Annotated in this window: 23 protein-coding genes; 10 read left to right on the top strand and 13 right to left on the bottom strand. The window is 75.8% G+C overall.

Annotated features, from left to right (window positions below):
* The 5 genes from ftsH to dacB form a co-directional block, all read right to left on the bottom strand.
* Positions 1 to 2121, bottom strand: coding sequence for an ATP-dependent zinc metalloprotease FtsH (gene ftsH / locus I598_RS14920; protein WP_068203776.1), 2121 nt, complete (start codon positions 2119 to 2121; stop codon positions 1 to 3).
* A 108-nt stretch (positions 2122 to 2229) separates the two neighbouring features.
* Entirely contained in the window at positions 2230 to 2781 is a 552-nt protein-coding gene (gene hpt / locus I598_RS14915; protein ID WP_068203774.1) for a hypoxanthine phosphoribosyltransferase, read from the bottom strand.
* 10 nt (positions 2782 to 2791) lie between these two features.
* Complete coding sequence (gene tilS / locus I598_RS14910; RefSeq protein ID WP_068203773.1) at positions 2792 to 3850, bottom strand: tRNA lysidine(34) synthetase TilS; 1059 nt, start codon at positions 3848 to 3850, stop codon at positions 2792 to 2794.
* 13 nt (positions 3851 to 3863) lie between these two features.
* Positions 3864 to 4928 carry a zinc-dependent metalloprotease gene (locus tag I598_RS14905; protein WP_068203771.1) on the bottom strand — a complete coding sequence of 355 codons (1065 nt, stop codon included), beginning with the start codon at positions 4926 to 4928 and terminating at the stop codon, positions 3864 to 3866.
* Positions 4929 to 4963: 35 nt separating this feature from the next.
* On the bottom strand, positions 4964 to 6382 hold the full coding sequence (gene dacB, locus I598_RS14900; protein ID WP_068203766.1) for a D-alanyl-D-alanine carboxypeptidase/D-alanyl-D-alanine endopeptidase: 1419 nt from the start codon (positions 6380 to 6382) through the stop codon (positions 4964 to 4966).
* A 158-nt stretch (positions 6383 to 6540) separates the two neighbouring features.
* Here dacB and I598_RS14895 point away from each other — a divergent pair, with 158 nt between their 5' ends.
* From I598_RS14895 to I598_RS14875, 5 genes are all read left to right on the top strand, one after another.
* The gene (locus I598_RS14895) at positions 6541 to 7038 is read left to right on the top strand and encodes an inorganic diphosphatase (RefSeq protein ID WP_068203765.1); all 498 of its coding nucleotides are present in this window, start codon (positions 6541 to 6543) and stop codon (positions 7036 to 7038) included.
* Between the two features lie 152 nt (positions 7039 to 7190).
* On the top strand, positions 7191 to 8252 hold the full coding sequence (locus I598_RS14890) for a zinc-binding dehydrogenase (protein WP_068203763.1): 1062 nt from the start codon (positions 7191 to 7193) through the stop codon (positions 8250 to 8252).
* A gap of 43 nt (positions 8253 to 8295) precedes the next feature.
* Positions 8296 to 9066: a hypothetical protein gene (locus tag I598_RS14885; protein WP_068203762.1), complete on the top strand. Its 771-nt coding sequence runs from the start codon at positions 8296 to 8298 to the stop codon at positions 9064 to 9066.
* A 33-nt stretch (positions 9067 to 9099) separates the two neighbouring features.
* Positions 9100 to 10326, top strand: coding sequence for a homoserine O-acetyltransferase MetX (metX, locus tag I598_RS14880; protein WP_083973376.1), 1227 nt, complete (start codon positions 9100 to 9102; stop codon positions 10324 to 10326).
* A 69-nt stretch (positions 10327 to 10395) separates the two neighbouring features.
* Positions 10396 to 10860, top strand: a complete 465-nt coding sequence (locus tag I598_RS14875) for a VOC family protein (protein WP_335583266.1) — start codon at positions 10396 to 10398, stop codon at positions 10858 to 10860.
* A gap of 4 nt (positions 10861 to 10864) precedes the next feature.
* Here the strand turns inward: I598_RS14875 and I598_RS14870 are convergent, their stop codons facing one another.
* Positions 10865 to 11851: a hypothetical protein gene (locus I598_RS14870; RefSeq protein ID WP_068203760.1), complete on the bottom strand. Its 987-nt coding sequence runs from the start codon at positions 11849 to 11851 to the stop codon at positions 10865 to 10867.
* 57 nt (positions 11852 to 11908) lie between these two features.
* On the opposite strand from I598_RS14870, the gene I598_RS14865 reads away from it, so the two are divergent.
* Positions 11909 to 12868 carry a zinc-binding dehydrogenase gene (locus I598_RS14865; protein WP_068205332.1) on the top strand — a complete coding sequence of 320 codons (960 nt, stop codon included), beginning with the start codon at positions 11909 to 11911 and terminating at the stop codon, positions 12866 to 12868.
* 46 nt (positions 12869 to 12914) lie between these two features.
* Here I598_RS14865 and I598_RS14860 read toward each other — a convergent pair whose 3' ends face one another.
* Positions 12915 to 14753, bottom strand: coding sequence for a restriction system modified-DNA reader domain-containing protein (locus tag I598_RS14860; RefSeq protein ID WP_068203759.1), 1839 nt, complete (start codon positions 14751 to 14753; stop codon positions 12915 to 12917).
* 161 nt (positions 14754 to 14914) lie between these two features.
* Positions 14915 to 15235 carry an MTH1187 family thiamine-binding protein gene (locus tag I598_RS14855; protein WP_068203758.1) on the bottom strand — a complete coding sequence of 107 codons (321 nt, stop codon included), beginning with the start codon at positions 15233 to 15235 and terminating at the stop codon, positions 14915 to 14917.
* A gap of 77 nt (positions 15236 to 15312) precedes the next feature.
* Here I598_RS14855 and cofD point away from each other — a divergent pair, with 77 nt between their 5' ends.
* Both cofD and cofC read left to right on the top strand, forming a co-directional pair.
* Positions 15313 to 16254, top strand: a complete 942-nt coding sequence (gene cofD, locus I598_RS14850; RefSeq protein WP_232314179.1) for a 2-phospho-L-lactate transferase — start codon at positions 15313 to 15315, stop codon at positions 16252 to 16254.
* A 17-nt stretch (positions 16255 to 16271) separates the two neighbouring features.
* On the top strand, positions 16272 to 16970 hold the full coding sequence (gene cofC / locus I598_RS14845; protein ID WP_083973374.1) for a 2-phospho-L-lactate guanylyltransferase: 699 nt from the start codon (positions 16272 to 16274) through the stop codon (positions 16968 to 16970).
* 24 nt (positions 16971 to 16994) lie between these two features.
* On the opposite strand, the gene I598_RS14840 is transcribed toward cofC, so the two are convergent.
* The gene (locus tag I598_RS14840; RefSeq protein ID WP_068203756.1) at positions 16995 to 17978 is read right to left on the bottom strand and encodes an aldo/keto reductase; all 984 of its coding nucleotides are present in this window, start codon (positions 17976 to 17978) and stop codon (positions 16995 to 16997) included.
* 77 nt (positions 17979 to 18055) lie between these two features.
* On the opposite strand from I598_RS14840, the gene pdxR reads away from it, so the two are divergent.
* Positions 18056 to 19534 carry a MocR-like pyridoxine biosynthesis transcription factor PdxR gene (pdxR, locus tag I598_RS14835; protein ID WP_068203750.1) on the top strand — a complete coding sequence of 493 codons (1479 nt, stop codon included), beginning with the start codon at positions 18056 to 18058 and terminating at the stop codon, positions 19532 to 19534.
* Here pdxR and I598_RS14830 read toward each other — a convergent pair.
* The gene (locus I598_RS14830) at positions 19450 to 20430 is read right to left on the bottom strand and encodes a DMT family transporter (RefSeq protein ID WP_068203748.1); all 981 of its coding nucleotides are present in this window, start codon (positions 20428 to 20430) and stop codon (positions 19450 to 19452) included. The genes pdxR and I598_RS14830 overlap by 85 nt on opposite strands.
* Before the next feature lie 39 nt (positions 20431 to 20469).
* Here I598_RS14830 and I598_RS14825 point away from each other — a divergent pair, with 39 nt between their 5' ends.
* On the top strand, positions 20470 to 20964 hold the full coding sequence (locus tag I598_RS14825; RefSeq protein ID WP_068203746.1) for a MarR family winged helix-turn-helix transcriptional regulator: 495 nt from the start codon (positions 20470 to 20472) through the stop codon (positions 20962 to 20964).
* A 25-nt stretch (positions 20965 to 20989) separates the two neighbouring features.
* Here the strand turns inward: I598_RS14825 and I598_RS14820 are convergent, their stop codons facing one another.
* Genes I598_RS14820 through I598_RS14810 form a run of 3 tightly spaced genes read right to left on the bottom strand, consistent with a single transcriptional unit; the run spans position 20990 to position 24510 of the window.
* A complete protein-coding gene (locus I598_RS14820; RefSeq protein ID WP_068205330.1) occupies positions 20990 to 21595 on the bottom strand; it encodes a nitroreductase family protein in 606 nt (201 codons plus the stop codon).
* A 54-nt stretch (positions 21596 to 21649) separates the two neighbouring features.
* Positions 21650 to 23800, bottom strand: coding sequence for a YhgE/Pip domain-containing protein (locus tag I598_RS14815; RefSeq protein ID WP_068203744.1), 2151 nt, complete (start codon positions 23798 to 23800; stop codon positions 21650 to 21652).
* On the bottom strand, positions 23797 to 24510 hold the full coding sequence (locus tag I598_RS14810) for a hypothetical protein (RefSeq protein ID WP_232314178.1): 714 nt from the start codon (positions 24508 to 24510) through the stop codon (positions 23797 to 23799). Before I598_RS14810 ends, I598_RS14815 begins: the two co-directional genes overlap by 4 nt.
* Positions 24511 to 24538: the final 28 nt, after the last annotated feature.

The following is a 24538-nucleotide window of genomic DNA, read 5'->3' as shown; positions in this document are numbered from 1 at the left end:
TCACGCGCGGCTCCCGTCGTCGGTCCCGTCCGTGCCGCGGCCGTCGGTGCCGTCCGGCGTGGGCTCGCCGTCCGCCGGGGCGGGCGCGGTCACCGTGCCGACGGCCGACGCCTCGGCTTCGGTGTTCCCGACCACGGCGGCCTCGTCCTGCGGCAGGCCGCCACGGACGCCGTTGGAGGAGAACGCGGCCTTCTCGCCGTCGGTCATCACCGGGCCGCGGGTGTGCACGGTGCGCTGCTCGCTGGACAGCCACACGTCGCGGGCGTCGCGCTTGACGACCGGCGTGAAGATCTCCGCGAGCTCCGCCTGGTTGAGCGTCTCCTTCTCCAGCAGGCGCAGCACCAGGTCGTCCAGGACGTCGCGGTACTGGGTCAGGACCTCCCAGGCCTCGTCGTGCGCGGCGTCGACGAGCTTGCGGACCTCGTGGTCCACCGTGCCGGCGACGGCCTCGGAGTAGTCGCGCTGGTGGCCCATGTCGCGGCCCATGAAAGGCTCCGACGAGCCCGTGCCGAGCTTGATCGCGCCGACCTTCTCGCTCATGCCGTACTCGGTGACCATCTTGCGGGCGATGGCCGACGCCTTCTCGATGTCGTTGCTCGCCCCCGTCGTCGGGTCGTGGAACACGATCTCCTCGGCGACGCGACCACCCATCGCGTATGCGAGCTGGTCGAGCAGCTCGTTGCGCGTCGTGGAGTACTTGTCCTCCGTGGGCATGACCATCGTGTACCCGAGCGCCCGGCCGCGCGGCAGGATCGTCACCTTGGTGACCGGGTCGGTGTAGCGCATCGCCGCCGCCACCAGGGCGTGGCCGCCCTCGTGGTACGCGGTGATCTTCTGCTCCTTGATCTTCATGACCCGCGTGCGCTTCTGCGGGCCCGCGATGACGCGGTCGATCGCCTCGTCCAGCGCACGGTCGTCGATCAGCTGCGCACCCGAGCGGGCGGTGAGCAGCGCGGCCTCGTTGAGCACGTTCGCCAGGTCGGCACCGGTGAAGCCGGGCGTGCGGCGCGCGATGGCCTCCAGGTCGATCGACTCGACCATCGGCTTGCCCTGCGAGTGCACCTTGAGGATGTGCTCACGGCCCTTGAGGTCCGGCGCCTCGACGGCGACCTGCCGGTCGAAGCGGCCGGGACGCAGCAGCGCCGGGTCGAGGATGTCGGGGCGGTTGGTCGCCGCGATGAGGATGACGTTGGCCTTGACGTCGAACCCGTCCATCTCGACGAGCATCTGGTTGAGCGTCTGCTCGCGCTCGTCGTGACCGCCGCCCATGCCGGCGCCCCGGTGCCGGCCGACGGCGTCGATCTCGTCGATGAAGATGATCGCGGGGGCGTTGTTCTTCGCCTGCTCGAACAGGTCGCGCACGCGGGACGCGCCGACGCCGACGAACATCTCGACGAAGTCGGAGCCGGAGATCGAGTAGAACGGGACCCCGGCCTCGCCGGCCACCGCACGCGCCAGCAGCGTCTTGCCCGTGCCGGGCGGGCCGTACAGCAGCACGCCCTTGGGGATCTTCGCCCCCACCGCCTGGAACTTCTCCGGCTCGGCGAGGAACTCCTTGATCTCCTGCAGCTCCTCGACGGCCTCGTCCACGCCCGCGACGTCCGCGAACGTCACCTGCGGCATGTCCTTGCTGACGAGCTTCGCCTTCGACTTGCCGAAGCCCATCACCCGGTTGCCGCCGCCCTGCATGCGGGACATGACGAACCAGAAGATCGCCAGGATGATGATGAACGGCACGAGGAACGACAGCATCGATCCCCAGAACGAGGGCTGCGGCACCTCGGTGTCGTAGCCGTCGGCGAGGTCCGCGCCGGAGACCGCCGCGACGACGTCCTCGCCCTGCGGCTGCACCCAGAAGAAGTCGACCTTCGTGCCGTGGTCGACCTCGTCGTCGGTGTCGGCGTCCGAGACGTACGCCTCGCTCAGCTCCAGCTCGACGCGCTGCTCGCCGTCGACGATGAGCGCGTGCTCGACCGTGTCACCGGAGAGCAGCTCCAGGCCCTGGGACGTCTCGACGCGGCTGATGCGCTCGCCCGAGAAGGCGGAGAACGCGAGCGCGACGACGACGAGGCCGATCGCGATCCAGACGAGCGGTCCGCTGAAGATCTTCTTGAGGTTCATCCGTGGCGGGGTGCTGCCCCGCATCCCTTCGTTCGGGCGGTGGTTCGTCCAACGAAACTACACGCGCGCGCCGCGAGTTCCCCCGGGTGTTCGCCCAGGGCGTCGAGGTCAGGAGTAGACGTGCGGGGCGAGGGTCCCGATGAAGGGCAGGTTGCGGTACTTCTCGGCGTAGTCGAGACCGTAGCCGACGACGAACTCGTTGGGGATGTCGAACCCGACGTACTTGACGTCGACGTCGGCCTTCGCGGCGTCCGGCTTGCGGAGCATGGTCGCGATCTCCACCGACGCCGGCCCGCGCGAGCGCAGGTTCTGCACGAGCCACGACAGGGTCAGGCCCGAGTCGATGATGTCCTCGGCGATGAGCACGTTGCGGCCCGCCAGGTCGGAGTCGAGGTCCTTGAGGATGCGCACGACGCCCGACGACTTGGTGCCCGAGCCGTAGGACGAGACCGCCATCCAGTCCATCTCGACCGGGTGGTGCAGGCGGCGCGACAGGTCGGCCATCACCATGACGGCGCCCTTGAGCACCCCGACGAGCAGCAGGTCCTTGCCCGCGTAGTCGGCGTCGATCTGGGCGGCCATCTCGTCGAGGCGCGTGCCGAGCTGGTCCTCGGTGAGCAGGATGTCGGCGAGGTCGCCGGAGACGTCCGACTGGTCCACGGGGGTACTCCTAGGGTGTGGGGCGGGGGTGCGCGGGCGTGCGGGACGACCGCAGGATTAGCCTGCCACACGCGCGCAGCGCCCGTGCGTCCCCCGGGAGGTGCACGGGGCCCTGCCCCCGCCAGCGGACGACCAGGGCGTCGAGGGCGTCGACGTGCGCGGCCGTCGTCGTCCCGGCCGGGCAGCCGACCACGAGCGCTGCCGCGCGCAGGGCCCGACGGCGCAGCGCGGGCGGGGCGGCGGCCAGCACGTCGGGGTCCAGGACGACGTCTCGCGGCAGGGAGGTGTCGCCGACGACGCGGCTGCGCGCCAGGAGGTCGGCCGCGAGGGCGTCCAGGAGGTCGGCGTCGTCGCGCAGCTGCGCCGCGCTGCGGCCGAGCGCCTCGACCGCGCCCGGCCCGAGCACGTCCGTCAGCACGGGCAGCAGGTGACCGCGCACCCGGGAGCGCAACGGGCCGCCGTCGGGCGCGTTGGTGGGGTCGTGCCACGGCGTGACGCCGACGGCGGCGCACACCGCCTCGGTGGCGGAGCGACGCAGGCCGAGGAACGGGCGCCGGTAGCGGCCGCGCCGCGGCGGGATGCCCGCGAGCGACCGGGCGCCGCTGCCGCGGGCCAGGCCGAGCAGCACCTGTTCCGCCTGGTCGTCGAGGGTGTGGCCGAGCAGCACCACGTCGGCACCGAGCTCGTCGGCGGCGGTGTCCAGCGCCGCGTACCGGGCGGCACGGGCGGCCGCCTCGAGCCCGGCGGGCGACCCCTCGACCCGCACCCGGCGCACCACCACGGGATCGAGGCCGAGGTCGCGACACTGCTCGCCGGCGCGGTCGGCGACCTCGGCCGAACCGTCGACGAGGCCGTGGTCCACGACGACCGCGCCCGCCCGCACCGCGTGGCCCCGGGACCGGACCGACCGGCCGACCCTGCGAGCCTCCGTCGCGACGACCGCCGCCAGCGCGAGGGAGTCGGCGCCGCCCGAGCAGGCGACGAGCACGGTGGCGCCGGCCGGCAGGTCGGCGAGGTCCGCCCGGACCGCGGTGCGGGCCGCCGCGAGCGCCGGGTCGACGCGAGCCATCGGGGTCGTCGCCTCAGCCGTGCACGCGGCGGACCCAGGCGCGGGCGTCCGCGATCTCCCGCTCGCCGGGCAGGTTCTCGGGCGCCGCCCAGACGGCGTTGAGGCCGTCGACGCCCACGGTCCGGCGGACCTCACGGACGAACGCGGCGCCGTCGCGGTACTGCGCGAGCTTGGCGTCCATGCCGAGCAGCCGCCGCAGCACGACGTCGGCGCGGGGCGCGCCCTCGCCGTCGCGCCGCCGCTCGAAGCGGGCGCGGATGGTGCGCACGCTGGGGACGACGCGCCGCCCGACGGCGTCCATCATGACGTCGGCGTGCCCCTCGAGCAGGGCCATGACGGCGGTGATCTCGGCGAGGCGGCGCTTCTGCTCGGCGCCGACCACCAGGTCGAGCGGGGTGGTGAGCTCACCGCGCACCGCGTCGACGACGGCCCGCCCGACGGTGGCGACCTTCTCCCGCAGCGGGGCGCGCGCGAGCCCGAGGGAGGTGGAGGTGAGGTCGCCGAGAAGGTCGGTGAGACGGCCGGCGAGGTGGTCGGCGAGCCACGGGGCGGTGGCGAACTGCAGGGCGTGCGTCTGCTCGTGCAGGCACACCCAGAGCCGGAAGTCGCGGCCGTCGAGCCCCATCGCCCGTTCGGCGACGAGCACGTTCGGCGCGACGAGCAGCAGCACGGGACGACCGGGGCCGTAGGGGTCGAACTGGCCGAGGACCTTGCTGGACAGCAGGGCGAGGAGTCCCCCGACCTCGGCGGCGCCGGCGAGCCGGGCCGCGGACGACTCCGGCAGGGGGGCGTCGCCTCCGAGGCCGGCGAGGACGGGGTCGGTGAGGCGGGCCATGGAGCGCGTGTTCGCCAACGCCCACGTGGCCCGGTCGACGACGCGGACGTCGCCGAGGTCGACGTCCGCGGGCTGCATGCGCGTCACGCGCAGGACGTGCTCCACGGCGTCGTCGGCGGCCGTGCGCAGCCCGCCGACGAGGTCGTCGAGCTCGGCCCGCGACGCGACGGGACCCGGGCGGGCGACACGACGGGCGATCTGGGCGGCGGTGGGCCAGTCGACGGTGGGGCTGCTGGACGTCACGGGTCCACCGTAACGACGGGACCCGGGCGCACGGGTCAGGGACCTTCGGCGGTGCAGCCGCAGGACGCGAGGTCGCCGACGAGGTCGTCGAAGATCATGTTGGCGCCGAACGACCCGCCCTCGGGGATCCGGTCCGCGACGACGGCGAAGATCAGCAGCCGGTCGTCGGCGGTGACGACCGTCCCGGCCAGGGAGCGGACGTCGGGCAGGCTGCCGGTCTTGGCGCTGGCGAACGCGCGGCCGGGGTTGCCGTCGGGGAACCGGTCGGCGAGGGTGCCCTCCATGCCGGCGACGGGCAGCCCGGTGACGGTCTCGCGCAGCGCCGGGTCGGCGGCAGCGATCTCCAGGGTGTCGACGAGCTGGCGGGCCGAGAGCCGTGACCCGGTGCCGAGCCCGGACAGGTCGGTGAGCACGGCACCGTCGAGGTCGACTCCGAGCCCCTCCACGACGGCCAGGACCTCGCTGATCGCGGCGTCCTGCGAGCCGGGCAGACCGGCGTCGATCGCCACGAGGCGGCCCACGACCTCCGTGAGCGTGTTGTCGGACTCCTCGAGCAGGTAGCTGACGATCTGCCCGAGCGGCGCGGACTCGACGCGCCCGACCTCGCGGGCCGACGACGCGACGGCGTCCCGGGTGATCTGCCCGCGCACGGTGAGACCGTGGTCGGCGAGGGCGTCCGCGAACGCCTCGGCGGCGGCCATCGCAGGGTCGGCCTCGCGCGGCGCGTATTTGTCGTCGGTGAGGCGGGCGACGTCGACGGCGAGCGCGGCGACGGGCGCGACGTAGCCGTCGGTGACGTCGTTGGCGCGCACCGTGGGTGCGACGGCCGGCCCGGTGAAGAGGGTGTCGTCGACGGCGAGCGTGACGGTGTCCGTGCCGCTGAGGGTGATCTGCGCGGCGACCTGCGCGGCGAGGTCCCCGAGCCCGGCGCGGCCGTTGACGGCGTCGGGGTCCCCCGCGCCCGCGGCGAGCATCATGTCGCCGCCGCCCACGAGGACGACGCGGGTGTCGCCCTCGAGCATGGCGCGGGTGGGGAGGGTGACCTCCCCGCCGGGACGCACGTGGGCGGCGACCGCGGTGAGGATCTTCTGCGTCGACGCGGGGATCATGAGGGTCTCCGGCGCGGCGGAGGCGAGGGTGTCGCCGGTCGCGGCGTCGGCCACCACGATGCCGACCCGCTTCCCCAGCCGCGAGTCGCCCGCGACGTCGGACACCAGGTCACCGACCTCGTCGGCACCGGGGACGGGAGCGTCCTCGGGCAGCGCGGGGACGGCCACGGCAGGGCTCGGACCCGTCGTGGCGCCGGGCGCCGAGGGGAACGGGGCGGGGTCCTCGTAGGGCGGGTCGAGGGTGACCATGCCGGGGACGACGTCGTAGGCGTCGGCCACGAGGTAGCCGCCGAAGACGGCGAGCACGGTGACCACGGTGGCGCCGACCCTGAGCCGCCACGCCATCCGCTCGACCTCCCCCGTCCGTGAACCTGGTCACAAGCAGGTTCGTCAGGGCGTATTCTCGCACGTTCCGACCCCTCGTCGGGCCTCCGCCGCGGCTGTCGGACAGGCCCCGCATGGCACACTGAGGGGGCGCGCAAGCACCCACGACTGGAGGAACAGTGGAGTTCGACGTCACCATCGAGATCCCGAAGGGACAGCGGAACAAGTACGAGGTGGACCACGAGACCGGTCGCATCCGTCTGGACCGCATGCTCTTCACCTCCACCCGCTACCCGGACGACTACGGGTTCATCGAGGGCACCCTCGGCGAGGACGGCGACCCGCTGGACGCTCTCGTCCTGCTGGAGGAGCCCACGTTCCCCGGTTGCCTGATCCGTTGCCGCGCGCTGGGCATGTTCCGCATGCGCGACGAGGCCGGCGGCGACGACAAGGTGCTGTGCGTGCCGCTCGGCGACCAGCGCGCCGCGTGGCGCCAGGACATCGACGACGTCTCGGACTTCCACCGCCTGGAGATCCAGCACTTCTTCGAGGTCTACAAGGACCTCGAGCCGGGCAAGTCCGTCGAGGGCGCCCACTGGGTCGGCCGCGAGGAGGCCCAGGCGGAGATCGAGCGCTCGTTCCAGCGCGCGAAGGACGCCGGGTACAACACCCACTGAGAGCACCGTCGGCACCGCCGACCGTCGGCCGAGGCCGGCAGCACGTCGACCCGGGCAGGGACTCCTGCCGGTGGTGCGCGGCTGCCGGCCTGCTTCGTCCCCGGCGAGGCTCACGGCGCGCACGCGGGCCGCGCCCGCCTACGGTGGTGCCCATGCTCGCCACCGTGATCCACGCCGCCCGCGACGTCCGCGTCGAGAACCGCCCCGTCCCAGTGCTCCGAACCGGGCACGACGCCGTGCTGCGGGTGCTGGCCGCCTGCGTGTGCGGCTCCGACCTGTGGTCGTACCGCGGGGTCGCGCCGACGAGGTCCCCGCACCCCATCGGGCACGAGCTGGTCGGGGTCGTCGAGGAGCTGGGCTCCGAGGTGACGTCGGCGACCGTGGGCGACGTGGTCGTCGTGCCGTTCTCGCTGAGCTGCGGGCGGTGCCAGTCCTGCCGGGCGGGGTTCCCGTCGGCGTGCGACGTCGTGACGTTCTTCGGCTCGACCGACCGGGACGGCCACCCCGTCGACGGCGCACAGGGCGAGCGGGTACGGATCCCGCTGGCCCAGCACTCGCTGTTCCCCGTGGGGCGCACGGAGGCGGAGGTCGAGGCGGCGGGCCTGCTGCCGCACCTGCTCGCCCTGTCCGACGTCATGTCCACCGGGCACCACGCGGCGGTGTCGGCGGGGGTCGGCCCCGGGGACACCGTGGTCGTGGTGGGTGACGGCGCGGTCGGTCTCTGCGCGGTGGCGGCGGCGCGGCGCCTCGGCGCGGAGCGGGTGGTGGCGATGTCCCGCCACGACGACCGTGCGGCCCTCGCCCGCGAGCTGGGCGCCACGGACGTCCTCGCCGAGCGTGGTGACGAGGGCGTGGCGGCACTCCGCGCCCTCCTGGCCGGCGACCTCGCCGACGCGGCGCTGGAGTGCGTGGGCACCGAGGAGTCGATGGCGCAGGCCCTGGCGTCCGTGCGCGGCGGCGGCCGGGTCGGGTTCGTCGGGGTGCCGCACGGCGGCCCCACCCTGCCGGTGCGCCAGCTGTTCGGCCGCAACATCACGGTGGGCGGTGGCATGGCCCCGGCCCGCACCCACATGGCCACCCTGCTCGACGACGTGCTGTCGGGGGCGCTCCGGCCGGGTCTCGTGTTCGACGCCGAGATGCCGCTGGCGGACGCCGCCGAGGCGTACGCGGCGATGGACGAGCGGCGGGCGACGAAGGTGCTGCTGCGCCCCTGAGCCGCCGCGGCGGCGACGCCGGCCCAGGGACTACAGTTCCGCCGTGCTGAACACGCCCGTCGGGGCACCGTCCACCTCGCTGTCCCCGGTCCGCCTCCAGGACGTGCCTCGCGTCGCGGCGACCCTCGGCCGGGCGTTCGCCCCGGCGCGCACCGGCGTGCTCGCGGTCGTGACCTGGCCCGTCTGGGTCGTCCTCCTGGTGCTGCAGGGCGGCTGGGTCCACGACGGCGCGGACGTCGTCGCACGGGTCGTGCGCCAGGGCCTGCGGGCGCAGGTCGCGAGCGTGGCCCGCGCGCTGCTGCTCGCCGTCCTCGGGGGCGCCACGGTCGGGCTGTTCGTCGGCGCGCTGAGCGTCCTGGTCGAGCTGGGTGACGCGTTCTCCGCCGTGGTGGTGGCGGTGCTGTCCTGGCCGGTGGCGGCGATCCTCGTGGTGCTGGCCGAGACGGCGCGGGTCCACGTCCGGATCCTGCGGGTGCACGCGTCGGCGGCACGCGGGGCGTCCGCCGCCCAGCGCCGGGAGGACGTCCGCGCCTTCCGGGCGGCCGACTGGCTGGTGTCCACCGCGGCAGCACCTGACGTGCGCGGCGGCCTCGGGCAGGTGGCCGCCCATGTCCTGGACCTCGCGTCACCGGGCGAGACGGTGGCCGCCGTCGCGGCGTCGACCGACCGTGTGCGGCTGTACACCCGGTTCGGGCTGCACCCGCTGCCGACGCGTCCCCTGCTGCTGGTGGGCGAGGTCCCGACGGACGACGCCGTCGACAGCCCCGGAGGCCGCTCGTCTCAGAATGTGGTCCCGCATCGTGAGATCAGGTAGGCAGGTGCTCGACGGGGGCCTACCGTCGAGTGCATGACCGCACCGACCCGCGCCACCCAGGCCGCACCCGCCCTCCGGGCGCCGCGCGGTCCGCGCCGCCCTCCCGCCGGTCCCGTGCCGGCGTCGGGCGCCTGGCGCGAGGGCGACCCCGTCGCCGACCGGCGGTTCGCCGACGTCGGCACGTTCGACCTGGAGAGCGGAGCCCGGCTGCCCGACGTACGGGTCGCCTACGAGACCTACGGCGAGCTCGCCCCCGACGGCTCCAACGCCGTCCTCGTGCTGCACGCCCTCACCGGCGACGCGCACGTCCACGGTGCTGCGGGACCAGGCCAGTCGACCGCCGGATGGTGGGAGTCGATGATCGGGCCGGGCGCTCCCGTCGACACCGACCGCTACTTCGTCGTCGCACCGAACGTGCTCGGCGGCTGCCAGGGCACGACCGGGCCGTCGTCCACCGCACCGGACGGACACCCGTGGGGCGGCCGGTTCCCGCGGGTCACCACCCGCGACCAGGTCATGGTGGAGATCGAGCTCGCCCGCCTCCTCGGCATCGAGAGCTGGGCGGCCGTCGTCGGCGCGTCCATGGGTGGCATGCGGGTGCTCGAGTGGGCGATCCTCGGCCCGGAGGCCGGGATCGAGGTGCGGTCCTTCGCCGCCGTCGCCACGTGCGCGCAGTCCTCGGGCGACCAGATCGCCTGGGCCCACCCGCAGCTCGGCGCCATCCGCGCCGACCCCCGCTGGAACGGCGGCGACTACTACGACGCCCCCGACGGCGAGGGCCCGCACGCCGGGCTCGCCGTGGCCCGGCAGATCGCCCACACGACGTACCGCACCGCGCACGAGCTCGACGAGCGGTTCGGCCGCCTCCCGCAGGGCGGCGAGGACCCCCTGGTCGACGGTCGCTACGCCGTGCAGTCCTACCTCGACCACCACGGCGACAAGCTCGCCCGCCGGTTCGACGCGAACTCCTACCTGCGTCTCACCGAGTCGATGATGACCCACGACATCGGCCGCGACCGCGGGGGCGTCGAGGCGGCGCTCGCCCAGGTGACCGCCCGCCCGCTCGTCGTGGCCGTCGACAGCGACCGGCTGTTCCCGCCGGCGCAGTCGGCCCGCGTCGCCGCCGCGCTCGGCGACGACGTCCCCGTGCACACCATCACCTCGGACTTCGGGCACGACGGCTTCCTCATCGAGCACGACCAGCTCGGGCCCCTGGTGCGCGACCTCCTCGGCGAGGTCGCCCGCGCGGACGTTGTCTAGCCCCACCGGCCGCGCGCCACGTCCCGGGCCCGAGGTGCCGGGCGGGTGTCGGCGGCTGCGCCTAGCGTGGTGGACGTCGCCGACGACGGCGGCACCCGTCCCCCGGAGGTCACCATGGTCCGTCTCAACCCGTACCTCAACTTCAAGGGCGAGGCCCGCGAGGCGCTGGAGTTCTACCGGTCCGCGCTCGGCGGCGAGGTCGAGATCATGACGTACGGGTCCATGCCCGGCATGAGCGACGACCCGGCCGAGCAGGACCTCGTCATGCACGGCCAGCTCGAGACCGAGCACGGCCTCGTCCTCATGGCGGCCGACACCCCGTCGTCCATGCCCGATGCCACCCCCACGACCGGCGTGACCGTGGCACTGACCGGGTCCGAGGCCGACCTCGACTACGTCCGGACCGCCGTCACCGCGCTCTCCGCCGGCGCGACGGACGTCCTGCCGTTCGAGAAGGCGCCGTGGGGCGACCACTTCGGGCAGCTCACCGACCGGTACGGCGTCCCCTGGATGTTCGACGTCGGCCCCGCCTGAGAGGTCACGCCAGCAGCAGCTCCTCGCGACGGCGGGCGAGCGCGGTCAGGTCGAGGGCGACCGCCTCCCGGCGCTCCGCCAACCGGCGGCGCACGTGGTCGACGGCGGACAGCGCCTCGGCCACGCGGTCCTGCGCGTCCTTGATGTGGCTCGCCACCGCCCAGTCGCTGAACACGTTGTCGAACCAGATGTCGAAGGTGCGGGCGAGGCCCTCGACGCCGATCGGCCCCACCCCGCGCTCGCCGACGTCGCCGAGCTCGACGGCGAGGTGCGCGAGGGCGGCGTCGGCCGCCCGCACCAGGTCGGACGCCTGGTCGAGGCGCTGGTGCTTGGCCATGCTCGCGATCCAGTCGCCGCCGAGGAACGTGTCGTACGTCGACCAGCCGCTCGCGCTGCGCAGCTCGTCGGCCGCCGCACCGAGCGCCGAGCCGGCCTGGTGGGCCGCGGCGTCCGCCTCGGCGATCTCCACGACCTCGGCCCGGCGTCGGCCCACGGTCGCGGCGACCTCGGCCAGCTCGGCGGCCACCGGTCCGCCGCGCGCCGACAGCCACGCCTCGCGCACCACGAACGCCTCCTGACGGCGGCCCGCCACGTCACCGAGCGCCGCGATCGCCTGCTCCGCCACCGCGAGCTCCGCCTCCGCCGCCCGCCGGCGCGCCTCCGCCGTGGCCACCGCGTACTCGGCCGACTGCTGCTCCGCCCGTTCGGCGTCCAGCCGCTCGGCCCGGTCGCCCCGCAGCGCCGCCCACACCCGGGTCGCGCTGAACGACTCGAGCCGTGCCACGTCCGCCGACTCGTCCGCGAGCCGCTGTCGCATCGCCGTCACGTCGGCGGAGGCCCGGTCCAGCGCGCTCGCCGCCCGGCCCCGCCGGGCCAGGCGGTCGGCCAGCAGCGTGGCGTCCCGCTGCGCGGCCTCCAGCAGCGCGGACGTCTCGGCGTCCGACCGGGGAACGGCCGTCTCGGAGGTTCCGGGGTGCACGTCGTCAGGCATGGGGTCCAACCTAGCCGGGTCGCCGGACACGTCCAGCAGGTGGTCTACCGTGGCTCCATGCTCGCCGCCACCGTCGCCCGCTTCGCCCCGGACTCCCCCCTCGACGCCCTCGAGGTGACCGACCGGCCCGAGCCGGAGGCACGAGAGCACTGGACGACAGTCGACGTGCGGGCCGCCGGCCTCAACCACCACGACCTGTGGTCCCTGCGCGGCGTCGGCCTCACCGCCGAGCAGCTCCCGATGATCCTGGGCACGGACGCCGCCGGGGTCACGCCGGACGGCAGCGAGGTCGTGGTGCACGGGGTGATCGGTGCGGACGGCCACGGCGTCGGGCCGCGCGAGCGCCGCTCGCTGCTGTCGGAGCGGTACCCCGGCACTCTCGCCGAGCGGGTCGCGGTCCCCACCGCCAACCTCCTGCCCAAGCCCGAGGGGCTGTCGTTCGCGGAGGCCGCGTGCCTGCCCACGGCCTGGCTGACCGCCTACCGGATGCTCTTCCGCGCCGCCGACCTGCGCCCCGGCGACCGGGTGCTCGTCCAGGGCGTGGGCGGCGGGGTCGCCACCGCCGCGATCGTGCTGGGGGCCGCCGCCGGGCTGGAGGTCGTCGCGACGTCCCGCGACGAGGCGAAGCGCGCCCGCGCCCTGGAGCTCGGGGCGGCGCACGCCGTCGCGCCCGGCGACCGGCTGCCGGCCCGCGTCGACGCCGTCGTGGAGTCCGTCGGCCAGGCCACCTGGGCGCACTCGGTGCGCTCCGTGCGACCCGGCGGCACGATCGTCGTCTGCGGTGCGACCAGCGGTGACGCGCCGCCCGCCGAGCTCACGCGGGTGTTCTTCACCGAGATCCGCGTCCAGGGGGTCACGATGGGCTCGCGGGAGGACCTCGCCGCGCTGCTCCGGTTCTGCGCCCGCACCGGGGTGCGGCCCGTCGTCGACTCCGAGGTCCGGCTCGCCGACGTCCGCACCGGGCTGGCCCGGCTCGCGGCGGGCGAGCAGACCGGCAAGATCGTCGTGCTGCCCTGACCGGTCCCGCCGGCACGCACGCCGGGACGGGGTCCGGGGCGACCGGTCAGGCGAACCGCGCCCGGTAGGCCTCCAGCAGCGAGAGCCCCTCCGGCTCGAGGCGCCACACGTTCCAGCCGTCGTCCGTCGGCGCGCCGCACGCGGCCGTCGCCGCGCGGTCGGGGTGCCGGAACACGGTGCCGTCGGGCAGCTCGATGACGCCGTCGGGGTGCAGCACCGCGTCGAACCGCTGGCGGCGGCGGGGCCGCTCCCAGACGAGCCGGGTCGGCTGACCCAGCACGCTCGCCAGGGCGACGAGGTCGCCGTCCACCTCGTCGACCTCGGTCACGGCCGTCGCGCCCGTGTCGTAGAGGTCGCGCTCCGGCGGCGGCGTGTAGGAGGGCGCCTCCAGCGGCGGCACCTCGAGGCGGGGCAGGTCGTCCGACGCGCTCGTCCAGCGCTCGGGGGTCGACGGCGACCAGGGCCGCTCCTCCTCCATCGCCGACAGCGGCACGGACGTGTCCAGCGGGTCGGCGGCGCGCGACGCCGACCGGTCCCACGGGGCGGGCTCGGCCGCTCGCGGCGCGGGCGGGTCCCAGGGCCGCGGCTCGTGCGCGCGGGGCGCGGGCGCGTCCCAGGGGGCGGGCTCCGCCCGCGGCACCGACCGGCGGAAGCTCGGGGCCGCGGCCCGCGCGAAGTCCTCGCCCAGGGTCGCCGTGTCGGCGCTCGCCGGGGACGTGGTGCGGCGGGCCAGCTCGGCCAGGTCGAGGTCCTCCGCGGAACCTGCCGACGCGGCGGTGAACGCCGCGAGCTCGGGGGTCACCTCGGGAGCGGGGGCACCTGGCCGGAACCTGTCCGCGCGCGAACGACGCCGCGGCGGCTCGGGGGCGGCGGGCGGGGGCGGCGGGACCGGGGCGTGGGAGGCGGCCGGCGCGGGGGCCGGCGGCACGGCCGGCAGGGCGAGGCTGCGCGGACCGGTCTGCTCGCGGCGGGCGGCGCGGCTGCGGGGTGCGGGCGGACGCTCGGGGGCGCGCTCCGCGGGGTGCGCCGCAGGGGCGGCCTCCGCCGCGGGGGCCGCCGCGGCCGCGGCGGCACGCGCCGCCGACCGGCTCGTCGGCGCGGCCGTGCGCTCGGACCGGCGGGCAGCGGCGGGGCGCGCGACGACGGGCTGCGCGGCCGTGCCCGCCCCCGTCGGGGCCGTGACGCTCGGGACGGGCTGCCGGTCCGTCAGCGCGAGGCCGACCTGGACGCCCTCGGCGAAGGTGCCGTCACCGTCCGCGACCGCCGTACGGGCCGCGGGGGCGGCACCGGAGAGCTGCGGGGACGTCGCGCCGGACGCCGGGTGGATGACCAGCGGGGAGACGTCCACGAACCGGCGCCCGTCCTGCGTGTGCATGACGCCCATCTTGAGCACCTCGACCGGCATGGTCGGCTGGCGCAGGAAGTCGACCGCGTTGAGGATCTCCTCCCCGGCCTCCTGGCAGATGACGATGAGGCGGGCGCTCGACCGTCCCGGCTGGGACCGCGTGATCGGGACGGAGTCGTAGAAGGCGGCGATGTCGCGCTGGAACGCGTTGGGGCCGCCGTGGTACCGGGACGCGAGCTCGCCGCGCGTCAGCCGGCCCGCCCAGCCGGCGTGGTCCAGGGCCCGCGTCAGGGCGGAGCGGTCGAGCTCGGCGACGAGCTCCACGACCACCGGCGACCCGGTCGCGTCGAGGGCCAGGAGGTGCGGCTCGTCGGGCCCGACCCCCTGCGCGACGGGGAAGATCTGCTCGCCGAGGAGCCCGTCGATGTGGGAGTCGACGACGCGGTGCGCGGTGGTCGCCAGGCCCGGCTCGGCGGTACCGGCGGCCTGCCCGGACTGGACGAGGAGGGGCCGGGTGGCATCGACCTCGAACAGTGGCATGACGGCGGATCTCCCGGGATAGCACACGACCCGCATGGCCGCGATTCGACATAGCCTACGGCCGGGTTCCCGGTGATCTGCAACACCCCAGGTCGGTGGCCTGGGTCACGGACATGGCGGGTGTGACGCCCAGGACGGACAGATCGGACCCGCCCGGCACGTCACGCGTGTCCGGACTCCTGCTCGTCGGCCGCCAGCGCCTGCTCGACACGCTGGACCTTGGCGTCCAGCTGGCCCGTCCGGCCCGGACGGATGTCGGCCTTGAGCACGAGGGAGACCCGGTGCCCGCCCGCGCCGACGGCCTCGGTGGCCCGCTGGACGACGGGCATCACCTCGTCCCACTCGCCCTCGATCTCGGTGAACATCGACGTCGTGCGGTTCGGGAGCCCCGACTCGCGGACGATGCGCACCGCCTCGGCGACCTGCTGGGTGACGGACTCGCCCGCACCGAGCGGGGCGACGGAGAACGCGAAGACGGCCATGGGCCCATCCTCCCCCCGGGCGGCGCCCGTCGTACAGGCGGGAGCCGGTGCCGCGCCGGGGCGCTTAGGCTCGTCGCGTGAGCATCTCGGTGACGGTCCTGGCCGGTGGCGTCGGCGGCGCCCGCCTCGCGCACGGCTTCGCGCTGGCGCAGCCCGACGACGCCCCGACCTGCGTCGTGAACGTCGGCGACGACACGGTGCGGCACGGCCTGCACGTCTCCCCCGACCTCGACACGGTCATGTACACCCTCGCGGGCCTGGACGACGAGGACCGCGGCTGGGGCCTGACCGGGGAGTCGTACGCGGTGCTCGACCAGCTCGCGCGGCTCGGCGAGGACACGTGGTTCACGCTCGGCGACCGCGACCTCGCCACCCACGTCGTGCGCACCGCCCGGCTGCGCGAGGGCGTGCCGCTGAGCGCGGTCACGGCGTCGCTGGCGACGTCGCTCGGGGTGGACGCCCGGCTGCTGCCCGTCACCGACGACCCGGTGCGCACCCTCGTCGGGACGCCGTCGGGCACGCTCGCGTTCCAGGAGTACTTCGTGCGCCGGCAGCACGCCGACGCCGTCCTCGGGCTCACGTTCGACGGCATCGAGGCCGCGCGTCCCGCGCCCGGCGTGCTGGACGCGGTGACGGGTGCCGACCTGCTCGTCGTGGCGCCGTCGAATCCCTTCCTGTCGGTCGAGCCGGTGCTCGCGGTGCCGGGCGTCCGGGAGGCCGTGCGCGCCACCGCGGCGCGACGCGTCGCCGTGAGCCCCATCGTGGGGGGCCGGGCGGTCAAGGGCCCGGCCGCGCAGATCCTCGAGACCCTCGGCCACGACGTCTCCGCCCTCGGCGTCGCCCGCCTCTACGCCGACCTGGCGGACGTCATGGTGATCGACGACGCCGACGCCGCGCTGGCCGCACCGATCGCGGAGCTCGGGTTCGACGTCGTCGTCACGGACACGATCATGGGCGGGCCGGCGGGCCGCGAACGCCTGGCCGGCGAGCTGCTCGGGCTCGTGCGAACCCCGGCGTGACACGCTCGGGCGGCCCGGTGACCGCCGTCGTGCCGCTGCGCGACGGGGTGAGCGGGAAGTCGCGGCTGGCGGCCGCGCTGGACCCGGCGGCCCGGCGGCGGCTGGTGGTGGCGCTGGCGCGGCACGTCCTGGACGTGCTGGCCGGGTGCGCGGCGGTGGACCGGGTGGTGGTCGTGACCGCCGACCCGGCGTTCGTGGGACGGGTGCTGGCGGCGGACGAGGATCCGGTCGGCAGGACGACGCCGGATCGGCAGCCCGGGCTGCCGAACCGCGCGCGACGTGCCGACCTCGTCGCGGAGCCGGCCGGACGACCGGGGCTGAACGCCGCCCTGGAGCACGCCCGGGCCGTCGTCCGGGACGGCGCGGAGCCCGGGCGGCTGCTGGTGGTGCACGCCGACCTGCCGCTGCTCACCGCCGCCGACGTCGCCGCCGTGCTGGCCGAGCCCGTCGACGTCGTGATAGCCACCGACCGGCACGGCACGGGCACCAACCTGCTGGTCGTGCCGTCGTCGGCCGGGCGCGGTGGCTTCGCGTTCCGGTTCGGCGCGGGGTCCCGGGCCGCCCACGAGCGGGAGGCGTCTGCCGCCGGACTGACCTGCGCCGTCGTGGACCGCCCCGGGACGGCGCTGGACCTCGACACCCTGGCGGACTGGGACGACCTGCCGCCCCTGGTGCGGCGCCGGTTGCGGGTCGACGTCGGGGCGACGCCGGGCTGACCTCCGGCGGCGGCACCCGACGGCTCAGGCGGCGTCGAGGCGCTCGCGCACGTCGGCGGACAGGTCGAGCTCCGCGGCGTCGAGCAGCTCGTCGAGCTGGGCCACCGAGCTCGGGCCGATGAGCGGGACGACGGGCCAGTCGCCGCCCAGCAGCCAGGCGAGGGCGACCTGCGACGGCGTGGCACCGAGCTCGTGGGCGACCTGGCGCAGCTCCGCGATCCGGGCCCGGTTGCCCGGCCGGTCGGTGCCGCCGTAGAGCGGCTTGTCGTCCCGGGCGAACGCACCCTGGTGGACGGGCGAGTAGGCGACGACCGACAGTCGCGGCCGGCCGTCCACGCCGGTGGAGGCGGCGTAGTCGAGCAGGTCGGCGTTGGCCCAGTCCTGGCGGGACGGGACGGGCGGCGGGTAGATGTAGGAGAAGTTCTCCTGGACGACGGAGTAGCCGGGCACGCCCTGCCGCTCGGCCTCGGCCCTGGCCTCGACGACCCGCCACGTCGCGACGTTGGAGATGCCGGTGAGCCCGACGACGCCCTCCGCCTGGAGCTTGCCGAACGCGCCGACCGTCTCGGCGAGCGGGGTGTCGAGGTCGTCGACGTGGCCGTAGAGCAGGTCGATCTTCTCGACGCCGAGGTGGCGCAGGCTCTCCTGCGCCTCCCGCCGGATCACGTCGGCCCCGAGCCCCTGGTAGTTGGTGGGCGGGGTGGAGGACAACGGCTTGCTGCGGTCCTTCTGCGCGGCGCCGAGCTTGGTGGCGAGACGGACCTCGTCGCGGGCGTCGCGGGAGGCGAGCCACCGGCCGAGGACGTCCTCGCTGTCGCGGCCGTGGCCGCCCGCCCAGAGGCTGTAGTTGTTGGCCGTGTCGAGGAACGTGCCGCCGGCCGCGACGTAGCGGTCGAGGATCGCGAACGACGTCTCCTCGTCGACGGCGGTGCCGTGGAGCATCGTGCCGAGGGCGAGGGTGGAGACGTCGAACGCGCGGTCGCCGTCGCCGAGGGTGGTGTAGCGCATGGTTCGCTCCTGGGGTGGGTGGGTCGCTTCGTCCACGACGCTACGGAGCGATCGGTCCGGGTGTACGGTCCATTGGCATGGCATCCGACCAGACCGATCTGCCGGTCGACCTCGCCTGGGAGACCCTGCTCGACCTGGGCGCCGACGACGGTCCGCGGGTCGCCCGGCTCGAGCGCGCGGTGCGGGACGCCGTCGCCGCCGGGCGGCTGCCCGCCGGGGCGACGCTGCCCGCCAGCCGCCTGCTCGCCGAGTCGCTCGGGGTCTCGCGCTGGGTCGTCACCGAGACGTACGGGCGGCTCGTCGCCGAGGGCGTGCTGGAGGCCCGCGTCGGTTCCGGGACCCGGGTGCCGCTCTCGACGCCGCCCGTGCCGCGCCCGCGCCGCGCCGCCCCCGCCGGCCCGGCGGCGTCGGCCGCCCCGACGTCGGGCACGGTGCCCCCGCTCCCCCCGCGTCCCCGCCACGACCTGCGCCCCGGCGTCCCCGACCTGCGGCACGTCCCCCGCGCCGCGTGGCTGCGGGCGGCCCGGGAGTCCCTGGCCACGGCGAGCAACGACGACCTCGCCGCCGCGCCGCCGGCGGGCCACCCCGCGGCCCGGGCGGCCGTGGCCGCGCACCTGCGCCGGTCCCGCCTCGTGGAGGCCCCGGACACCGCGGTCGTCCTGACCCGCGGCGCCACCGACGCGATGGGCCGGCTGGCCGTCGCCCTGCACGCCGCCGGGCACCGGCACCTGCTGGTCGAGGACCCGTCGTGGCCGGTCCTGCGCGACGTCGCCCGCCGCGCCGGGCTCGAACCCGTCCCGGTGCCGGTGGACGCGGACGGCGTCGACGTCGAGGCGCTGGTCGCGGCCTCGGCACGGACCGGGGCCCGGGTCGCGCTGCTGACCCCGGCGCACCAGTTCCCCACCGGCGTGCCCCTGAGCGGCGAGCGCCGCGAGCAGGTCCTCGCGTGGGCGCGGGCGGCGGACGGCCTGGTCGTGGAGGACGACTACGACGCGGAGTTCCGCTACGACCGCCGCCCCGTCGCGGCGCTGCAACGCCTCGACCCGGAGCGGGTGGTGCTGCTGGGGTCGGTGAGCAAGACGCTCGCCCCGGCGGTCGGGGTGGGGTGGACGGTGCTGCCGACGGCGTGGCGGGCCGCGTTCGCCGACGCCCCGGGCGGCGGTCCGTCGGTCCTCGACCAGCTCACGTTCACGCGGCTGCTGGCCGGGGGCGGCTACGACCGGCACCTGCGCGCGGCGCGCGGCCGGTACCGGCGGCGGCACGACGCCCTGTCGGCGGCGCTCGCCGCCGCGCTCCCGGAGGTGCGGCTCACCGGCCTGGCGGCGGGCCTGCACCTCCTGGCGCACCTGCCGGCCACCGCTCCGGACGCGGCGGAGGTGGTGCGCGCCGCGGCCCGGCTCGACGTGGGGCTGGTGGACCTGCGGCGCTACCAGTTCCACCCGGGGGCACGGTCGCGCTCGCTGGTGCTCGGCTACGGCAACCTGGCGGACGCCCGCCTGGACGAGGCGGTGGCACGGCTGGCGGCCTGCGTCGCGGAGGCGACGGGCTCCGGCTGAGAGGCCGGCCGACCGGGGGCCTCGACGGCCGCGCGCCGTGCGCCCCGCCGCCGCGCGGGGCGCTGCCCCAGCAGCACGCCGGCGAGCACGAGCGCGGCGCCGACCGCCTGGCGCGGGCCGAAGGCCTCGCCGGCGAGCAGGGTGCCGAGGACGACGCCGGTGACGGGGTTGAGCAGGCCGACGAGGCCGACGGTGCCGGCAGGGAGCCGGCGCAGGCCGCTGAACCAGGCGAGGAACGCCAGCGCGGTGGCGATCACGGCGACGTAGGCGAACCCGCCGAGGGCGGCGGCGTCGACCGGCGGCGGGCCGCCCTCGACGACCAGGGCGACCGGGAGCAGGAGCAGTCCCCCGGCGGTGAGCTGCCAGGCGGTGACGGCGCCCATCGGCTCGTCGGGCGCCCACCGCTTGGTGAGGACGAAGCCGACGGAGGACATGAGCATGGCGGCGACGGAGGCGAGGACGCCGACGAGCGGGACGTCGGCGCCGCCGTCGGCGACGAGGACGACGACGCCTGCCATGCCGATGACGGCCCCGGCGGCTCCCCACCGGGTGGGGCGTTCGCCGAGCAGCGGCCAGGCGAGGAGCAGCAGGACGAGGGCCGCGGCAGCCATGACGGTCGAGGCGACGGACGAGGGCAGGAGGGTCGCGGCGACGTAGACCAGGACGAAGAAAGCCCCGACGTTGAGGGTGCCGAGGACGAGGGACCGCCACCACCAGTCGCGCCGAGGCAGGCGTCGGGCGACGGCCAGCAGGAGCAGCCCGGCGGGCAGGGCGCGCAGCGCGGCTCCCCACAACGGCTGGTCGGGCGGGAGGAGCTGTCGCGTGACGACGTACGTCGATCCCCAGGCGATCGGGGCGACCGCGGTGAGGGCGACCCACTTCCAGTTGGCTTCCACGGAAGCAATAATCGCTTCCGTGGAAGTTATATTCCGGGGATGAACGCACCGACGGACCGTGTGGCACGGATCCAGGAGGCCTGGCGACGCGAGCGACCCGACGTCGACGTCGCACCCCAGGGGATCATCGGCCGCCTGCACCGGCTCGCCACGCACCTCGACGACGAGCTCGACACCGTCTACGCGCGGCACGGCCTCGGATTCGGCGAGTTCGACGTCCTGGCCACCCTCCGGCGCGCCGGCGCCCCCTACGAACGGGCGCCCGGCGAGATCGCGCAGCACACCATGGTCACCACCGGCGCCGTCACCAAACGCCTCGACCGGCTCGTCGCCGCCGGACTCGTCGAGCGGCGCCCGGCCGAGGGCGACGGCCGACGGCGCGTCGTCGCCCTCACCCCCGCCGGGCTGCGCGTCATCGACACGGCGTTCACCGAGCACATGGCCAACGAGCGCCGCCTCGTCGACCAGCTCTCGCCCACCGACCAGGCCGCGCTCGAGGGGATCCTGCGCCGCTGGCTCGCCGCCTACGAGTGACCGGATCGCCCGGTCGTCGGACGCGTCACCACGACCCGCGGTGCACGACGTCGTCCAGCGCCCTGCGCCGACGCCGCGACGGCGACCCCGCCGCACCGCCCGCCGCCGGGTGCCCGACGGCGACCACACCCGTCGGCTCCCACTGCGGCGGCACGCCGAACTCCGCCGCGAACGCCGGGCGCTCACCGGCGCCGATGCCGAAGAAGCAGGCCCCCAGGCCCTCGTCCACGGCGGTCTGGAGCATCAGCAGCGACGCCATCCCCGCGTCGACGTGCCAGTACGGCACCGGCCAGCGCGCCTCCTCCTGGTCCGTCCAGCCCTTGTCGGGCTCGGCGTACCGGCCCAGGTAGGCGGCCTTCGACGCGAGCACCACGACCAGCACCGGCGCGGTGCGCATCCCGTCCAGCCACGCCGACATGTCGCGTGCCGACGCCGACGGGGTGGTCGCGGCCCAGAACCGCTCGCGGTCCACGGCGGTGTCCAGCACGAGGAACGACCAGCCCTGCGTGAACCCCGCGCTCGGGGCACGCACGGCGTGCTCCAGCAGCCGGTCCACGACCTCGGCCGCCACCGGCTCCGGACCGAACCGACGCACCATCCGCCGCCGGCGGACCACCTCACGGAACTCCATGGGCACCAGCATGCCGAACCCCGGGGCCCACACGCGCAGGCCCCGCCGGGCGGCTCACAGGACGAGCTCGGGCTGCAGCCGAGTCACCGACCAGACCCGCTGTCGCCGTGCGGCCAGCGCCGTCAGCCCGAGGGCCACGACGAGCACGCCCGCCAGCACGCCCGCCGCCCCCGCGGCCGTCGCCACGCTCCCGCCGTACAGGAGCTGTCGCAGCCCCTCGACGGCGTACGTCATCGGCAGGAACTGGTGCAGCGCGCGCAGCGGCTCCGGGATGGTCTGCCACGGGAACGTGCCGCCCGCGGTGACGAGCTGGACCAGCATGAGCACGAGGCCGAGGAACTGCCCGGCCGCACCCAGCCACACGTTGAGCGCCTGGAGGACGGCGACGAAGGTCCCGGACACCAGCACCAGGAACAGTGCCGTCGCGAGGCCGTGCGCGGGGGTGATGTCGAGCGCGAACGTCGTCACCCCGAGCATCACCGCCACCTGCACGACGCCGATCGCGGCCGGGACGAACCAGCCGCCCAGCGCCGCCGCCAGGCCGGACCGGCCCGCCGCCAGGGCGCGCGTCGACAGCGGCCGCACCAGCAGGAACAGCACGTACGCGCCGATCCACGTGGCCAGCGACAGGAAGAACGGCGCCAGCCCGCCCCCGTAGGTCCCCGCGGAGCTCAGCGCCTGGTCGCGCACCTCGACCGGGTCGCCGAGCGTGTCCGCCGTGGCCGAGCGGGTGTCGTCGTCGACGTCGGGCACCTGGCCGAGGCCCTCGGCCAGCCCGTCACGCAGCGCCGACGTGCCGTCGCCCAGGTCACCGGCCCCGTCGACGAGCCGTGACGTGCCGTCCGCGAGGTCGCCCGCCCCCGACGCCACCTGCGTCGTGCCGTCGGCGAGGCGGGACACACCGTCGAGGAGCGTGGGCGTGGACGCGGCGAGCTCGGACGTGCCGTCCGCGAGCCGCCCCGCCCCGTCCGCGGCGGACGCGATGCCGTCGGTGAGCTGCGGCGTCGACGCCGCCAGGGTCGCGGCGCCGTCCGCCACCTGCTGCGCGCCGTCCGCCAGGGTGTCGAGCTTCCCGGACGCGTCCTCGACCTGCCCGACGGCGTCCTGCACCTGGGCTCGCTCGTCGTCGAGGGCGGGCGTGACGCGGTCCGCGACGTCGGCGGCCAGCGCGTCCGCCTGGTCGCGGGTGAGGGTCCCGTCCGCCACCAGGTCGTCCAGCCCGTCGGCGACGGCCGCGACCACGTCGTCGCGGGCCGCGTCCAGCGCGGGCAGCACCTGCCCGGCCGCGTCGGCGGCCTGCCGCCCCAGGTCCGCCACCTGGTCGTTGCCGTCCGCGACCTCCTGCGCCCCGGCCGCCAGCTGCCGGGTGGACGCCGGCAGCGAGGCCGTGGCGTCCTCGAGGTCGCCCAGCCCGTCGTCGAGCTGCCGGGCTCCGTCGTCGAGCCGGGAGGTGGCGTCCGCCAGCGGCGCGACCTGCGCGTCCAGCGCCGCGGCGCCGTCCGCCGCCTGCGTCGCGCCGTCGGCGAGGGTGTGCGCGCCGTCGTCCGCCGACCGCACGCCGTCGGTGAGGTCCTGCGTCCCGTCCAGCAGCCGGTCCGCGCCGTCCACCGCGTCCGCCAGATTCGTGTGGATGGACGCGAAGCCCCGCAGGAACTCGTCGGCGGCCTCCGTGCCCACCTCCTGCGCCACGGCGTCGCGCACCTGACCGACGATCGTGTCCGCGATCGTCCCGGCCAGGTAGTTGTTCGCGTCGTTCGTGACGAGCGTCAGCGACGCCTGCCGCGGCTCGAACTCCCCCGACGAGACCAGGTCCGCGGAGAACGACTCGCCGATGACCAGCGCGGCGTCGAAACGCCCCGACCGCACGCCTGCCTCCGCGTCGCGCTGGGACGTCTCGACCCAGCCGAACCCGCCGTCGTCCAGCAGGTCCTCCGCGACGTCCTCGCCGAACGTGCGTTCCGACGTCTCCCCCGAGACGGAGTCCGTCGTGGTCGTGCCCTCGTCCAGCACCACCAGCGCCGCGGGCACCTCGTCGAGGTGGCCGTACGGGTCGTGGTTCGCGAACAGGTACAGCCCCGCGTACAGCGTCGGGATGAGCGCCATCGCCAGGATCGCCAGCTTCGGCAGCGTGCCGGCCGACAGCCGGCGGGCCTCCGAGGCGCCCAGGCGCACCGGGACGAGCAGGCGGGCGAGCAGCGCGGTCATCGGACCTCCTCCGCGACGTCGGGGGCGTCCGAGAAGGTCTCGCGCCGCACGGCGCGCGGTGGTGCGTGGCGGGAGTCGCCGACGGCGGGCGGCAGGTCGACGCCGAGGTCGCGCGCCGACGAGCGGGTGCAGCCGACGAGGACGCCGAGCCCGGTGGCCGCGAGGCCGCGCGCGAGGTCCCACCAGCCGGCGGGGTCGCCGCCGTGGCGGTCGGGCAGCGTGAGCACGACGAACCGCACGGCGGGGTCGGAGACGGCGAGCCCGGCAAGGACGGAGGTGCGCACGGCGCCGGACACCTGGTCGACGCGGCGGTCCCGGTCGCCGGACAGCGCGCGCTCGTCGAGGAAGGCGCGCACGTCGCGGGGCCGGGACGGCCGGCCGGCGAGGGCGAGCCCCTCGGCGACGACGTCGGCGAGCGTGAGTGCGTCGTCCGGCTCGTTGACGCCGGGGACGTCGACGACGGCGCTCACCGTGCGCAGCGCGGCGGGTTCGGCCTCGCCGCCGTCGACGAGCACGCGCCCGGCGCTCGGGGCGAGGCGCCCGGTGGCGGCGAGCGCCAGCGCGGTGTGCCCGTGGCCGGGCTCGGCGGCGACGAGCACGGCCTCCCCGGTCGACCATGCGAGATCCATCGTGGCGAGCAGTGGCTCGCGGCGTCCGTCGACCGCCACGCCGTCCAGCACGACCTGCATCGACCCTCCTTCGTTGACCATCGGTCAACAACGCTACGCCTGCTGTTGA

Origin of the sequence: Isoptericola dokdonensis DS-3 (assembly GCF_001636295.1) — a bacterium.
In the GTDB taxonomy this organism is placed as follows: domain Bacteria; phylum Actinomycetota; class Actinomycetes; order Actinomycetales; family Cellulomonadaceae; genus Isoptericola; species Isoptericola dokdonensis.
Note: the sequence above shows the minus strand (reverse complement) of the source record. Positions and strands in the feature narration are given on the sequence as shown.

Coding starts and splice junctions, on each gene's coding strand:
- I598_RS14820 (WP_068205330.1), bottom strand. CDS start 21,595: ATGGAGTTCCGTGAGGTGGTCCGCCGGCGGCGGATGGTGCGTCGGTTC.
- I598_RS14810 (WP_232314178.1), bottom strand. CDS start 24,510: ATGGTCAACGAAGGAGGGTCGATGCAGGTCGTGCTGGACGGCGTGGCG.
- metX (WP_083973376.1), top strand. CDS start 9,100: ATGACCGCACCGACCCGCGCCACCCAGGCCGCACCCGCCCTCCGGGCG.
- tilS (WP_068203773.1), bottom strand. CDS start 3,850: ATGGCTCGCGTCGACCCGGCGCTCGCGGCGGCCCGCACCGCGGTCCGG.
- I598_RS14870 (WP_068203760.1), bottom strand. CDS start 11,851: ATGCCTGACGACGTGCACCCCGGAACCTCCGAGACGGCCGTTCCCCGG.
- I598_RS14815 (WP_068203744.1), bottom strand. CDS start 23,800: ATGACCGCGCTGCTCGCCCGCCTGCTCGTCCCGGTGCGCCTGGGCGCC.
- ftsH (WP_068203776.1), bottom strand. CDS start 2,121: ATGAACCTCAAGAAGATCTTCAGCGGACCGCTCGTCTGGATCGCGATC.
- I598_RS14840 (WP_068203756.1), bottom strand. CDS start 17,978: ATGCGCTACACCACCCTCGGCGACGGCGACCGCGCGTTCGACGTCTCC.
- I598_RS14855 (WP_068203758.1), bottom strand. CDS start 15,235: ATGGCCGTCTTCGCGTTCTCCGTCGCCCCGCTCGGTGCGGGCGAGTCC.
- I598_RS14890 (WP_068203763.1), top strand. CDS start 7,191: ATGCTCGCCACCGTGATCCACGCCGCCCGCGACGTCCGCGTCGAGAAC.
- dacB (WP_068203766.1), bottom strand. CDS start 6,382: ATGGCGTGGCGGCTCAGGGTCGGCGCCACCGTGGTCACCGTGCTCGCC.
- I598_RS14865 (WP_068205332.1), top strand. CDS start 11,909: ATGCTCGCCGCCACCGTCGCCCGCTTCGCCCCGGACTCCCCCCTCGAC.
- I598_RS14825 (WP_068203746.1), top strand. CDS start 20,470: ATGAACGCACCGACGGACCGTGTGGCACGGATCCAGGAGGCCTGGCGA.
- pdxR (WP_068203750.1), top strand. CDS start 18,056: ATGGCATCCGACCAGACCGATCTGCCGGTCGACCTCGCCTGGGAGACC.
- I598_RS14860 (WP_068203759.1), bottom strand. CDS start 14,753: ATGCCACTGTTCGAGGTCGATGCCACCCGGCCCCTCCTCGTCCAGTCC.